16 protein-coding genes and 2 pseudogenes are annotated in these 13,672 nt (G+C 43.3%); 7 read left to right on the top strand and 11 right to left on the bottom strand.

The genetic code is table 11. From position 1 onward, the window contains the following. Positions 1-44 precede the first annotated feature (44 nt). Together MKP07_RS11895 and MKP07_RS11890 are read left to right on the top strand one after the other, a co-directional pair. Positions 45-644, top strand: a complete 600-nt coding sequence (locus MKP07_RS11895) for a HupE/UreJ family protein (protein ID WP_240847393.1) — start codon at positions 45-47, stop codon at positions 642-644. A 93-nt stretch (positions 645-737) separates the two neighbouring features. After that, positions 738-3,110: a M1 family metallopeptidase gene (locus tag MKP07_RS11890; RefSeq protein ID WP_240847392.1), complete on the top strand. Its 2,373-nt coding sequence runs from the start codon at positions 738-740 to the stop codon at positions 3,108-3,110. A 70-nt stretch (positions 3,111-3,180) separates the two neighbouring features. Here the strand turns inward: MKP07_RS11890 and MKP07_RS11885 are convergent, their stop codons facing one another. The 5 genes from MKP07_RS11885 to MKP07_RS11865 are packed head-to-tail and all read right to left on the bottom strand — an operon-like array spanning position 3,181 to position 6,538. Continuing rightward, complete coding sequence (locus MKP07_RS11885) at positions 3,181-3,888, bottom strand: hypothetical protein (RefSeq protein ID WP_240847391.1); 708 nt, start codon at positions 3,886-3,888, stop codon at positions 3,181-3,183. Between the two features lie 25 nt (positions 3,889-3,913). Further along, entirely contained in the window at positions 3,914-4,660 is a 747-nt protein-coding gene (locus tag MKP07_RS11880; protein ID WP_240847390.1) for a nucleotidyltransferase family protein, read from the bottom strand. A 30-nt stretch (positions 4,661-4,690) separates the two neighbouring features. Further along, positions 4,691-5,041, bottom strand: coding sequence for a four helix bundle protein (locus tag MKP07_RS11875; protein ID WP_240847389.1), 351 nt, complete (start codon positions 5,039-5,041; stop codon positions 4,691-4,693). Between the two features lie 46 nt (positions 5,042-5,087). Beyond that, positions 5,088-5,888, bottom strand: coding sequence for a RapZ C-terminal domain-containing protein (locus tag MKP07_RS11870; protein ID WP_240847388.1), 801 nt, complete (start codon positions 5,886-5,888; stop codon positions 5,088-5,090). Beyond that, the gene (locus MKP07_RS11865; protein WP_240847387.1) at positions 5,885-6,538 is read right to left on the bottom strand and encodes a hypothetical protein; all 654 of its coding nucleotides are present in this window, start codon (positions 6,536-6,538) and stop codon (positions 5,885-5,887) included. Before MKP07_RS11865 ends, MKP07_RS11870 begins: the two co-directional genes overlap by 4 nt. A gap of 140 nt (positions 6,539-6,678) precedes the next feature. On the opposite strand from MKP07_RS11865, the gene MKP07_RS11860 reads away from it, so the two are divergent. Further along, a complete protein-coding gene (locus MKP07_RS11860) occupies positions 6,679-7,191 on the top strand; it encodes a gamma carbonic anhydrase family protein (protein ID WP_240847386.1) in 513 nt (170 codons plus the stop codon). A gap of 90 nt (positions 7,192-7,281) precedes the next feature. On the opposite strand, the pseudogene rsgA reads toward MKP07_RS11860, so the two are convergent. The 3 genes and pseudogenes from rsgA to MKP07_RS11845 all read right to left on the bottom strand — a co-directional run. Then, positions 7,282-8,210, bottom strand: a pseudogene (gene rsgA / locus MKP07_RS11855) (ribosome small subunit-dependent GTPase A). Positions 8,211-8,335: 125 nt separating this feature from the next. Beyond that, a complete protein-coding gene (locus MKP07_RS11850; protein WP_240850789.1) occupies positions 8,336-8,989 on the bottom strand; it encodes a 2,3,4,5-tetrahydropyridine-2,6-dicarboxylate N-succinyltransferase in 654 nt (217 codons plus the stop codon). Positions 8,990-9,016: 27 nt separating this feature from the next. After that, positions 9,017-9,141: pseudogene (locus MKP07_RS11845) on the bottom strand (2,3,4,5-tetrahydropyridine-2,6-dicarboxylate N-succinyltransferase); the annotation flags it as partial. 205 nt (positions 9,142-9,346) lie between these two features. Here MKP07_RS11845 and MKP07_RS11840 point away from each other — a divergent pair. The 3 genes from MKP07_RS11840 (at position 9,347) to MKP07_RS11830 (ending at position 11,062) form a co-directional block, all read left to right on the top strand. Beyond that, on the top strand, positions 9,347-9,988 hold the full coding sequence (locus MKP07_RS11840) for a glycosyltransferase (RefSeq protein WP_240847385.1): 642 nt from the start codon (positions 9,347-9,349) through the stop codon (positions 9,986-9,988). After that, a complete protein-coding gene (locus MKP07_RS11835; protein ID WP_240847384.1) occupies positions 9,955-10,497 on the top strand; it encodes a glycosyltransferase family 4 protein in 543 nt (180 codons plus the stop codon). The genes MKP07_RS11840 and MKP07_RS11835 overlap by 34 nt, the downstream gene beginning before the upstream one ends. A gap of 169 nt (positions 10,498-10,666) precedes the next feature. Continuing rightward, entirely contained in the window at positions 10,667-11,062 is a 396-nt protein-coding gene (locus tag MKP07_RS11830) for an L-threonylcarbamoyladenylate synthase (protein ID WP_240847383.1), read from the top strand. Here MKP07_RS11830 and MKP07_RS11825 read toward each other — a convergent pair whose 3' ends face one another. Genes MKP07_RS11825 through MKP07_RS11815 form a run of 3 tightly spaced genes read right to left on the bottom strand, consistent with a single transcriptional unit; the run spans position 11,063 to position 12,143 of the window. After that, positions 11,063-11,443 (bottom strand): hypothetical protein, encoded by a 381-nt coding sequence (locus tag MKP07_RS11825; RefSeq protein WP_240847382.1) that lies wholly within the window; start codon positions 11,441-11,443, stop codon positions 11,063-11,065. A 23-nt stretch (positions 11,444-11,466) separates the two neighbouring features. Beyond that, a complete protein-coding gene (locus MKP07_RS11820) occupies positions 11,467-11,769 on the bottom strand; it encodes a hypothetical protein (protein WP_240847381.1) in 303 nt (100 codons plus the stop codon). Between the two features lie 23 nt (positions 11,770-11,792). Continuing rightward, on the bottom strand, positions 11,793-12,143 hold the full coding sequence (locus MKP07_RS11815) for a hypothetical protein (protein WP_240847380.1): 351 nt from the start codon (positions 12,141-12,143) through the stop codon (positions 11,793-11,795). A gap of 71 nt (positions 12,144-12,214) precedes the next feature. Here MKP07_RS11815 and MKP07_RS11810 point away from each other — a divergent pair, with 71 nt between their 5' ends. After that, entirely contained in the window at positions 12,215-13,648 is a 1,434-nt protein-coding gene (locus MKP07_RS11810; protein ID WP_240847379.1) for a CCA tRNA nucleotidyltransferase, read from the top strand. Positions 13,649-13,672 lie beyond the last annotated feature (24 nt).

Here is a 13,672-nt window from a genome sequence, read left to right as displayed (position 1 = left end):
TGCGAAAATAATACTATGACAAAAATTTAGCTTTAGAAGTTGTGTTGGAGCATGAGAATTTAAATATTATGAGCGATTTCAGTTTTTATTTTGTAGAAGGATGGAAGCATATTGTCAGCACTGATGCGCTGGACCATCAATTATTTATCCTCGCCCTGGCCGTAGTGTATACGTTCAGCGACTGGAAGAAAGTGCTGATCCTCGTCACAGCCTTTACCATCGGTCATTCGCTGACACTAGCGTTAAGTGTGCTGGATGCAATCCGGATATCTTCTGCCTGGGTCGAGTTTCTAATCCCGGTGACCATTGTGTTGACCGCTGGCTGGAATATGGTGAATGGCAAGCCCGTTAAAAATGTAAATACCAATTACTTCCTGGCTTTGCTCTTTGGCCTCATACACGGCCTGGGCTTTGCCAATTCTATACGCATGATGCTGGCCAGCGACCAGTCTTTAGGATGGGGGCTGTTTGGCTTTAATGCGGGTTTGGAAGCTGGGCAGATTGTGGTAGTATTAATCATTCTGTTGCTGGGTAAAGTTTTAATGGAGATGGTAAAAATTCCTCAAAGAATTTATATATTCGTTGTATCACTGGCTGTATGTGTTATTGCAGCCAAAATGGCTATAGAAAGAGTTCCTTTCTGATTTCAGAACAGCGCATATTGTATACAATCGATATTTGCGCTACCTACAATTTTTTCTATCAAAAACTGTTTTTAAGGTTCAGTAATAAAAAATATGTCAAAGCTATCATGTATTATCGCTGGTCTTTCATTGAGTATCACTGCTATCGCCCAGGATATTCAAAACAACCCTACCAGCAACCATGGCAATAAATTTGAGCAGTTGGGAACCATCCTCCCAACGCCCAATGAGTATCGTACCGCAAGTGGTGCGCCAGGGCCTAAATACTGGCAGCAACGTTGCGACTATACCATCAAATGTGAGCTGGACGAAAAAAACAATGTACTAACAGGCAGCGAAACCTTGAATTATTTCAACAACTCGCCTGATGAACTCACTTATATCTGGTTTCAGCTAGATGAGAATGAGCACAGCAATATCAATAACGCCAACTACCAGACATCATCGCGAATGCCACAGGTGATGACGGATAATATGCTGGCAACGCAGGAAGAAGAGTCCGGAAAGGCAGATAACGGCTATGGGGTAAAAATAAAAAAACTCACAGACCTGAATGGCGCAGCGCTGAAATACACGGTCAACAAAACCATGATGCGGGTGGACTTACCCAACCCTCTGAAACCCGGTCAAAAGTATATCATCAAAATAGACTGGTCTTATAAAATCAGTGACCGGATGAAATATGGTGGTCGTGGCGGATATGAGCATTTCGCAGAAGATGGCAATAACCTGTATACCATGGCCCAATGGTTTCCGAGAGTTTGTGTATATAGCGATTTTCAGGGTTGGCAGAATCACCAATTTACCGGGCGTGGCGAATTTGCCCTCACTTTTGGCAACTATGATGTGCAGATAACCGTTCCTGCAGATCATGTAGTGGGTGCTACAGGTGAATGCCAGAACTACGCACAGGTTTTAACGGCGGCACAGATGGGACGTTACAACCAGGCGCGCAATGCCAAAGAGCCCGTCGAGATTGTAACATTGGCCGAGGCTACTGCAGCGGAAAAAAACAAGCATACTCAAAAGAAAACCTGGTCCTTCAGGGCTGATAATGTTAGAGATTTTGCATGGACCGCTTCCAGGAAATTTGTATGGGACGCAATGCCCCAGCTCATCAATGGTAAAAAAATTATGTGTATGAGCTTTTACGGCAAGGAGGCTTACCCACTTTACCGTAAGTTTTCTACACGTGCCGTAGCACATACTATTAAAACCTACTCCGATTTTACGTTTCCTTATCCGTACCCGGTAGCTCAAAGCGTGGAAGCAGCCAATGGCATGGAGTATCCCATGATCTGCTTTAACTATGGACGAACAGAAAAAGACGGCACTTATAGTGAGAGTGTAAAGAATGGCATGTTGGGTGTGGTGATACACGAGGTAGGTCATAACTTTTTCCCGATGATCGTTAACAGCGATGAACGCCAGTGGACCTGGATGGATGAGGGACTCAATAGTTTTGTTGAATACTTAACCGAAGAACTTTGGGATAATAAATTCCCTACCAAAAAAGGATGGGCAGGTGCGATCGTGGATTACATGAAATTACCCAAGGACCAGTTGGAGCCCGTAATGAGTAATTCGGAAAATATTATAGGTTTCGGCCCTAACGCTTATACCAAACCAGCTACTGCATTAAACATTCTTCGCGAAACGGTGATGGGACGAGAACTGTTTGATTTTGCATTTAAAGAATACGCACGCCGCTGGGCCTTTAAGCACCCCACTCCGGCCGATCTTTTCCGCACCCTGGAAGATGCCAGCGGTGAAGATCTTGACTGGTTCTGGCGCGGCTGGTTTTATGGGATACAACCGGTAGATATTTCGCTGGACACTGTAAAATACGCTAAAGCAGATTTAAACAGCGAGATGCCTAAAAGCCGTTCCACTCAAAAGAAAGTAGACGCCCCGGCAACAAATCCCTATGATGACATTTCCAAGATTCGCAACAGGGAAGATAAGACCCTAAAATTTTATACGGATCTGAATCCGGATGCCAGGGATTTTTACTGGCAATATGCCCGTGGACAGGTAAAGGTTGACACCACACAGAACTTCACCATAGAAATGCCGATGACAGTAACTGCTTTAACTTCTGAAGCCAAAGAGAAATTTGCTAATAGTTATTTTTATGAACTGAGTTTTAGCAATAAAGGCGGATTGGTAATGCCTATCATTATCGAATGGACCTATAAAGATGGCAGCAAAGAAACCGATCGCATCCCGGCCCAGATATGGCGCTACAACGAGCAAAAGGTGAAAAAATTCTTTGTAAAAAATAAAGAGGTCGCTTCAATACAGTTAGACCCATTGCAGGAAACTGCGGATATTGATGTAACCAATAATGTTTGGGGAACTATCCCTGCACCTACCAGGTTCAAAGCTTTTTCTCAAAAAACAGAAGCGGGCCCACGCCGCGGTCAAAGCGTAGGAAAGAACCCGATGCAGGCGGCGGGTATGTAGTAATCAGGTTAAAAAGTTGAAAGGTTGATAAGTTATAGGCTTATCAACCTTTTTTATTTTGAAGCAGACCTTAAGCAATATCCAAAAGCCGCTTATTGCTTTTTTCGATCTGCTTTAGTTCATTCCATCTGCGTAACATTAGAGCAGAAATCATAGCAGCTAAGGCAAACAGGCAAAGTATCACCTTTTCAGTTTTTGCCTGCGATGACAGAACCAAAAAACCGAGAATGGTTGCCAACGCTATTATGGTGTAAAGCCCCGGCTTACTGGAAAAGAAGCTGAGTGTTCTTTCAATAAATTGGTGAGGCCTCTGCTGGTTAAAAACAGCTATTTTCCCCAGTATCAGATCGATGATTTCGGTAGTTTGCAATTCGACACCCTTCACCCTGCTTTTATGCAAAAGGGTGAACTTTTTTACCGAGCCGGAAGATCTGAAAACAAGCCTTGTTTGTGTTAAAACCTGGCTGGAGTGATCAAAACAAGAGAAGCTAACAAGATCTTCAAGATTAATCTTTTCTCTCTTTTGTACTTCATTGCATTGGTTCAGATACTCCAAATTAAAACCGATATCTGTTTTTGTTACTCTTATAAAATAACCCCAGTAGGCAGGAAAAAATACAGCATAAACAAACATGAACAAAAGACATGCAGCTGTAATCAGTACAAGAGGCTCTCTTAGCTGATCAATATCCCTCACAAACCACGAGGCAACCAGGCTTAGAACGGTTATTGCTGCTACTCCTAAAAAGACCTTATTTGTTGTAGAATAGGTTATCATAGCTATTCTTACTAATATACGGAAATTAGCTGAACATTGCTTCGGCCACCGCCACACTTTCCGGCTTTCCTACATCTACCCATCGGTCACCAGCATGTTCAAAACCAACAATTTTATGTGTTTTTGCCAGATCAAGATATAAATCGATTAGTGAAAACTTTCCGGTAAAGTTAATATGGTCAAAAACCTCGTATTCAAATATCACCACGCAGTCATAACCTTTAGCCACCAGATTGTCTTTGGGTACAGATATGCGCTCTTGTCCTGTTGCGTTATTCCTCCAGCCACAAAGCACATTGTTTTCGTCAAACAGCAGGTTCCGGGAGGTTTTGCGGTTACTCACAGCAAATGAGATCAGGGATTTTTCCTGCTCATGAAAACTCAGCAGTTCGTTAATATCCAGGTCCGTTAATATATCGGCGTTGCAGGTTATAAAACGCTCGCCGGGTTTAAAGAGTTTTTTTGCATGAAGTAATCCTCCACCGGTTTCCAGCACGCTGTCCCGCTCATCACTAATGATAATATTAGAGCCCCAGCCTTTGCTGGCTTCTACAGCCTCCTCAATCTGGTCAGCAAAGTGATGCACATTTACAATAATATCTTTAATACCATACTGCTGCAGGTATTCAATATTGCGTTGCAGCAAGGGCTTGCCATTTACCGGCGCTAAAGCCTTGGGATGCTTGTCTGTCCAGGGTTTAAAGCGGGTGCCAAGGCCGGCACAAAAGATCATGGATTGAGAGAGGCCAATAGTCGATGGTTGATAGTCCATAGAAGTTTAAAGTTCAAATATTTTTTAATTTCACAATGAGTCTCTTAATCCGGTTATCATTTTACAAAGTATTTCATACTCTGTATAGAATTTCCGCTTCGACTCTTCTGATATATAGTTACGCCCCCGAGCTAAAAATAACGCAGCAACCACTTCAATAGCAGATCGTAGTGCAATTCCTAAGAATCTTTTGAATTGGGGATCACTTTGCCCGGTGCATCCTTCTGCAATATTTAATGCCACAGAATCAGCCGCTCTTTTTATCTGGCTGGACAGGCTATACTTTTCTTCAGAAGGAAATGATTTGGTAAGCGTGTCAATCTGATTTGACAGATCTGCTGCCAGGTGCCAAACTTTAAGATTTTCAAATTTGAAAGCCATCTTTTATTGTATTAACTATGGTCTATCGGCTATCAACTATGGACTTTTAATTGCACCAGTTCTTCGCATCCTGCACATAATGGCATAATTCGATCTTCACTTTAAACTTATTCTTCAAGTGCCTTACCAATGCGTCAGCTGCATATACGCTGCGGTGCTGACCACCAGTACAACCAAAGCTTACATACAAACTTTCAAATCCACGCTTAATATAATCTTCCACACTTATATCTACCACATCAAAAACGCTATGCAAGAACACCGGCATTTTTGTTTGCTGTTCCAGGTATTGTATCACTTCTTTATCACGCCCGGTCTGGCTTTTCATGCTTTCTACGCGACCAGGGTTTAGAATGCCCCTGCAATCAAAAACAAAACCACCACCATTTTCTTCATCATGAATCGGCAATCCCTTTTTAAAGGAGAAGCTGCACACTTTAACCACCAGAGGTGTATCTTCTGTAGCCTGAACGGGTGTAAACTGCTGGATAATGCTTTCATCCACACATATCTGTAATACTTTCTCAAACTCTGGTAAGGCAATGCCCATGGGATGGGTTTGCAGAAAAGATTTTAAGTTTTTTAATGCAAGTGGTATGCTGGTAAGGAAATGTGCTTTTCTTTCAAATAGTCCTCTGAACCCGTAAGCCCCCAGTACCTGCAGCAGTCGTATTAATACATAGCCATTGTACTGGCTAATAAAGTTCAATGTGTTCAAAGGCCGGTCCAGCAAAGGTTCCAGCGCATTCATGTAATCCTGCAGCAGGTTACGTTTCCAGTCTTCGGGCAGCGCTGCCCGGGCCTGCCAAAGCAGGGATGCCACATCATACTGCGGAGCCCCCTTCATTCCCCCTGGTAATCGATAAAATGAACGGAGTCGTCTTTCATTACCTGGATATTCCGGCTTTGAAAATCGCGGAACATAAAAAACTTATGATCGGTATGCGTAAGGTAATTACTTAGCGCCTCAAAATCATCGATCAGCTTTTGTTTATCGTAAGGCTTACGTAAAGCATCTAAAAAATAGTATTTAAAATAAAGCAGATCGGCCATAATCGCCTGCTTACCAAACTCGGAGTTGGTCAGGCACTTGGTATAGTCGAGGTCTTTATCTCCTTCTACCTGTAGCCGGGCTAATTGCTGCAGGCTTTCTTTAAAAAGATTGTAGATAGCCGGCGTATACCCTTCTCCTTCTAACCGGTTAATAAGGGATACATCTCCAAAATCTTCCTGTAAATAAAATTGCCGGTCTTCGCTTACCGCATAAATATTCGCGATCGGTAAGTTTTTCTGAGAAAAGTTTTCTGAGAAATATAAAAAGGAATTGTTCTCCGGCACATTAGCGCCGTACGTTCCGATCACCGAACCGCCCTCTTTATCCCAGATACGAAAATAGCGTCGCTCGCTACCTGCCTGCTGTAATACATCGATAGAAGCGGGTTCGTTACCGCTCCATTGTTTATAAAGATCCTGTATGGCTTCAATTTTTTCCTGCATCGGGCAAATGTACCATGATTTTAAGATTTTTATATTTTGCCCGCTGATTTTTAATAAGAAGGCAGGATTGAATAAATAAATTCAGCATTTTAGCCTTCTGCCTTTTGTTTTCATACCTATCTTAGCCCAAACAATACTATATGCCCATAATATTACCCGTAGAAGGAAAAGAGCCTCAATTTGGAAATGACTGTTTTATAGCGCCGAACGCCACCATTGTGGGAGATGTGCAGATGGGTGAACAGTGCAGCGTTTGGTTTAATGCGGTGTTGCGTGGAGATGTGAATTATATAAAAATGGGTAATAAAGTAAATGTACAGGATGGGGCCTGCATTCATTGTACCTACCAGGGCGCCAGTACGACCATTGGCAACAATGTTTCTATTGGTCATCACGCCATTGTGCATGGCTGCACCTTACACGATAATGTGCTGATTGGCATGGGGGCCATTGTAATGGACAATGCTGTGGTGCATAGCAATACCATTATTGCCGCAGGCGCCGTAGTTTTGGAAAATACTATTTGTGAAGCAGGCAGCATTTATGCCGGCGTTCCCGCTAAAAAAGTAAAAGATATTTCAGAAGAGCTGGTAAACGGACAGATCAACCGGATCGCTAATAACTATGTAAAGTACGCGGGATGGTTTAAGTAAGGCTATTTAAAGTTCCCGATGACCTTTTGTATTTTCAATTATAGGATGTTCCGCTTACAATAGAGAAGAAGTGCTCAATAACTCGATGCGCTAATACCCCTTCTCCTCCATGCTATCTAAAATATTCACATAACTCACATAGCGGTCCTCATGTATTTCCTGGTCAATTACAGCCTGCTTAATGGCACAGTCGGGCTCGTTAATATGCATGCAGTTGTTGTAGTGGCAATCATTTAACCGATCCCGCATTTCAGGAAAATAATGGGACAGCTCTTCCTTTTCGAGGCCGGTAACAGCCAGTTCCCTAATACCAGGTGTGTCTATGATCCGCCCGCCCTGAGGCAGATCGTACATATTGGCGAATGTGGTTGTATGCATACCCTTGCCGCTCCAGCCACTTACATCCTGCGTTTTTATTTCTTTGCCAGGCAGCAGGTAGTTAACAAAGGTGGATTTACCCACGCCGCTATGTCCACTTACCAGCGTCGTTTTATCTTGTAGCAGCTCCTGTAATGCGTCGAGACCCTGGTTGGTTTCAACGCTTACCGCATGCACTTGGTAATTTAAAGAGCGATACATAGCACTCAACTCTTCCAGCTTCCTGAATTCTTTATCGCGATAAATATCTGTTTTATTAAAAACAATGATCGCCGCACATGGTACATCTCACTTACCACCAGGAAACGGTCGATAAAACCCTGAGAGGTTTTCGGATCTTTTAAAGTAGCGACCAATAACGACTGATCTAGATTGGCTGCAATAATATGCTGGTGGTGCTTTACCCTTGGTGATTGCCGGTTGATATGATTTCTGCGAGGAAAGATCTGAGTGATCATAGCCGTAGCCTCTTTTTCGTTCTCCACTTCAATCTCTACTTCATCTCCCACAGCAATAGGATTGGTACTGGTAATCCCCTCTATCTTAAACACTCCTTTCATACGGGCATTATGAAAGTTCCCCTGCTCATCTTTAACCGAATACCAGCTGCCGGTTGACCTGTATACAATTGCTTTGATCATTTAGACGTTTTGCCTGTTCTTAATTAAAAAGTCCATGGCCATTGGACCATGGACTAAAAGTTTTATCCTGTACTACAACACAAGTTGCAATGCAGTAAATGAATATAGCACTTTTACCCGAAAAATTATACCGCCACATTAAAGTCGCGCAAAGCATCATTTAAACTGGTCTTCAGATCAGTACTTGCTTTGCGTTTACCGATGATGAGCGCACAAGGTACCTGGTACTCGCCAGCCGGAAATTTCTTTGTATATGTGCCTGGAATCACTACGCTGCGCGCAGGGATACGACCTTTGGTTTCAATGGCAACTTCTTTACTTACATCAATGATACGCGTGCTTTTAGTTAACACTACATTCGCACCCAACACCGCTTCTTTCTCCACAATTACGCCTTCTACAACAATAGAACGGCTACCTAAGAAACAACCATCTTCGATAATAACCGGGTTGGCCTGCAATGGCTCTAATACGCCGCCAATGCCTACACCACCGCTCAGGTGCACGCCTTTGCCAATTTGTGCGCAGCTGCCTACAGTAGCCCAGGTATCTACCATGGTACCCTCATCAACATAGGCGCCAATATTGGTGTACGAAGGCATTAATACCACATTTCTGCCTAAAAATGCTCCATAACGTGCAACTGCATGAGGCACAGCGCGTACGCCTTGCTTTTCGTAATCTTTTTTCAGCAACATTTTATCATAGAACTCAAAAGGCGCTACGTCCCAGGTTTGCATGGGCTGAATGGCAAAGTACATCAGGATGGCTTGTTTCACCCACTCGTTTACTTCCCATTTGGTTTCCTTTTTTCTGCTACGCGCAATTGTCCTTTATCCAATGCCTCAATTACTTCACGTATGGCATCGCTGTACTTTTTGTCTTTGAGTAAGTCCCTGTTACCCCAGGCTTCTATGATCAGATCTTGCATGATAAAATTTTGTGTGGGCAAAGATAAACCTTGAAACCTGAACTATACCGATTAAAAATGCTCGTTTTGAGGTAAAATTCTACCATCATTATTGTACAGGCAATGAATGCGGGGTTTGCATAACATGCGAAGGTGGCGGGCAAAACCAGTCTACTAAAAAAAGACCAATGGACAATGGTCAATAGTCTATAGTTATATTTGCCACATGAATATTGGTTTTGATGCCAAACGGGCTTACCACAATGGTACAGGACTTGGTTTTTTTAGCAGGGTATTGATTAAGTTAATGGCTACCCATTATCCGCAACACAGCTATTTTTTGTTTAATCCCAAACCGGGAACACTTTTTACACCAGGCACCGCCAATATTCACGAGATTTTGCCTACCCAATCGCTTCACAAATTATTAAGCAGCGCCTGGCGTAGTAAATGGGTGACCAAAGACCTTCAAAAACTTAAGATCGCCCTTTACCATGGTCCCAGCCAGGAAATCCCGAGGGGTATTCCCCAAACGGGCATAGCATCAGTGGTGACTATACACGATCTTTTCCCCGAGCTATATCCCCAGGATTTTAAGCCTATTGACGTAAAAATATACCGAACCAAGCTGAGATATGCCTGCAATCATGCCAATAAGATCATGGCCATCAGCGAAGAAACCAAGGGACATATTATTGATAAATATGGCACTGATCCTGCCCGGATCGATGTTGTGTATCAAAGTTGCGACCCCATTTTTAATACAATTGAAGGTGATGATAAAAAGGCCGCTATCCGGGGAAATACGGCCTGCCACCACAGTTTTTTTTACATGTGGGAACCATTATTGAAAGAAAAAACCTGCTGAATATTTGCAAGGCTTTTAAATTGATACAAAATGACATTCCTATTCCCCTGGTTGTAGTGGGGAAAGGCGGGCCTTATAAAGAGAAAGTAAAACAATACCTTGCTGACAATAAGCTGGAAGAAAAAGTAATCTTCCTGTCCGATCAGCTGGCAGCCCAGGGTAAAAAACCGTTTATTGCCACCGAAGACTTTCCTGCATTGTACCAGTTGTCCACCGCAATGATCTACCCTTCTTTTTATGAGGGCTTTGGCATGCCCATTATTGAAGCTATGTCGGGTGGTGTGCCGGTCATTACTTCCACCACCTCATGCATGCCGGAAATAGCAGGCGATGCGGCCTTCCTGGCCAACCCGGAACGGCCAGAAGAAATGGCCGAAGGTTTCCGTAAATTTTATGGAGATGACACTTACAGGGATGCAGCTATCGCTAAAGGCTTTCAAAATATCCAACGCTTCTCTACTGATCAATATGCGCAATCGGTAATGAATATGTATAACTCAGCTTTATAAACCATGAATTTCGAAGAAGATATCAAAAAGTGCATTGAAGTGCTGCAAACAGGTGGCACCATTCTTTACCCCACCGATACAGTATGGGCATTGGCTGCGACGCCACGAATGCAGAAGCGGTAAAGAAAGTGTATGAACTGAAAAAAGAGACGATAGTAAAGCCCTGATTGTGCTGGTAGCCACGGAACGCGATGTAATGCAGTATACAGCGGCTGTTGACCTCAGTTTATTTGACTATCTGGATACCACAACAAGACCCACTACCGTAATTTATGAACATGGACTAGGATTTGCGGAAAACCTGGTTGCTGCCGACGGAAGCATTGCCATCCGGATTTGTGACGAAACATTTTGTAAGGCCCTCATCAAACGGTTTGGGAAACCCATTGTATCCACTTCGGCCAATATTTCCGGGGAGCCAGCAGCGCCTTTTTACGCATCCATCAGCGACGCTATCAAAAATGGTGTTGACTATATTGTTCAATACCGACAGGATGATAACGAACCTACTCAGCCTTCTTCTATCATCCGCTGGAAAGACGGGGAAGTAGATGTTATCCGTTAGTTATTTAAAGGTGGCTCCTTTGATATGCACACTAATAAGCTTGTACCCTTCATCTGTGCGTAAAAAATCGAGGCTTTCCTGCTGATCCAGCTGGCCTTTATTGTACTGGTTAAAGTGGATACTCATCTGCGGGTATTGCCACTCCTTTGCCTGGTTACAGTTATCAAAATACTTTTCGTATTCACCAGATTCGTAAATAAAAGGGTTAAGGCCATTACGGGTAATAAACGAGTCGCAGCCAGGTTGCCGTAGTTTTTGTAAAGTAGTTTTTAAAACCTGGTAGTTCTTATCAATAAAATCCTTCCCGTTTTTAAATACCCAACCGTCTTCATCCGTGTAATAAGATACTTTATCAAAAACATGCGCTTTGAACACATCCATATTTAGAGTAAGCAACAGGTTCTTTAGCCAGGTTGCGAATTCTTTTTCATAATCAATAAAAGAATAAAAAGTACCGTCGCCGCTTTATAGCTAATGCGGCAGCTATCATTAACCGCCTGGTTCGATATCTTTAAAGAATAAAGATTGATACCGTAGGGCGCTGTAAAAGATCTGATTAATATTTTACCGGTTGTATCCAGCAAAATAGTTTCGCCACCTTCCCAACGATAATGCTCACCATCCTGTTTCTTTTGAGCGCCCGTTAAGCCGGTCAACAGGCCGTTCTGTACCCTATCCAGATAGTTATAGATAGCAGGAACAACCACTTCTCCATTTCGGTTTAACAGCCCTACCTTATCCAGCTTACGATCTTTGAACCGGATAAATCCCTCACTTTCACAATCAGGCGCATTATCAAAAAAATAAAGACTGTCGAAACCTGTTTTTTGCCGGTGCGGGTAAGAAAATAAGCAGACCATTTTCCCGTTGCAGGAGATTCTTCTATTACAGACATAATATGCTCCAGTTTCCGGGCGACGCCTGCACCTGAAAAACGGGGTTCTATTGTCACTTGCCCACTGTTATTCTTAAATCCGTACAACGTAGTATCAGCATTCCAGTAAGCGGTCCAAACATCGCTTTGCGCCCTGCCGGTTGTAAATAATAACACCAGGAAAAAGAATAGGATTATATCTTTCATAAAGTACCTCTATATAAGACGCAATAAACAACAATATCCACAATTGCAAACTCATTTATCTTTGTCGCCGCATGGATATTGAATTAAACGAACCCGAACAGTTAGTTATTGCCCGGATTGCCGCAGCAGCCCAGGAGTTGAAGCTCGAAAGTTATCTTGTGGGTGGATTTGTACGCGACAAACTATTGGGCCGTCCCACGAAGGATGCGGATATTGTTTGTGTAGGAGATGGTATTGAACTCGCTAATGCAGTGGCGGCCAAATTTCAACCTGTTCCGCGCGTGAGCTTTTTCAAAAACTTTGGAACCGCGCATATCAATATCCTTCTGCCACACACCAGGGAGCCTTTCGACATCGAATTTGTGGGCGCCCGCAAAGAAAGCTACCGGCGCGATAGCCGTAAACCACAGGTAGAACCCGGTACTTTGGCCGACGATCAGAAAAGGCGGGACTTTACTATCAATGCGCTGGCAATTTCGTTAAATAAGGCTGATTACGGCAAACTGGTGGACCCCTTTGAGGGAATAAAAGATCTGGAACAAAAAATCATTGTTACGCCCTTAGAACCCGAACAAACTTTCAGCGATGATCCGCTGCGGATGATGCGCGCCATTCGGTTTGCTACGCAGCTTAATTTTAATATAGCCAGTGAAACATTACTAGCCATATCGGAGCAGGCAGAACGTATTAAGATCATTTCTCAGGAACGCATAACCGATGAACTGAATAAAATTATCAAAGCGACCAAACCTTCTATCGGCTTTGACCTGCTTTATAAAACAGGGTTGCTGAAACTGATCTTTCCCAAAATGGTCGCTTTGGCCGGTGCTGAAATTGTAGATGGTCATGGCCATAAAGACAATTTTTACCACACTTTGCAGGTACTGGATAATGTGGCCAAACACTCCGATGACCTTTGGCTGAGATGGGCGGCGATATTACACGATATCGCCAAGCCGGCTACCAAAAGATTTGAAGACGGCCACGGATGGACATTTCACGGGCATGAAGTAGTAGGCGGACGTATGGTGCCGAAGATCTTTAATGAACTGAAGTTACCCTCTAACGAAAAAATGCGCTTTGTAAAAAAGCTGGTAGAACTTCATTTGCGGCCCATCAGCTTAACCAAGGAAGACATTACAGACTCGGCTATCCGTCGCCTGCTGTTTGATGCAGGTGAAGATTTCGATGCCCTGATGATGCTTTGCGAAGCAGACATCACCAGTAAAAACCGGCAGAAAGTAAGACGCTTCATTGAGAATTTCAAACTGGTTCGGGAACGTTGTAAAGAGGTAGAAGAAAAGGACCAGATAAGAACCTGGCAACCGCCGGTTGACGGGTCGGAAATTATGCAGCTATTCAACCTGGGCCCATCAAGGCCGGTGGGCATATTGAAAGATAGTCTTAAAGATGCAATATTAGATGGAGTAGTAGAAAACAACCGGGAGGCAGCGCTGGCATTTCTTAAAATAAAGGCCAGGGAAATAGGCGTTCTCAGTAATTAACCTTCCTCACTTATATTTTTCATA

The sequence above is a fragment of the Paraniabella hibiscisoli genome (genome assembly GCF_022512515.1).
Taxonomy (GTDB): domain Bacteria; phylum Bacteroidota; class Bacteroidia; order Chitinophagales; family Chitinophagaceae; genus Niabella; species Niabella hibiscisoli.
Note: the sequence above shows the minus strand (reverse complement) of the source record. Positions and strands in the feature narration are given on the sequence as shown.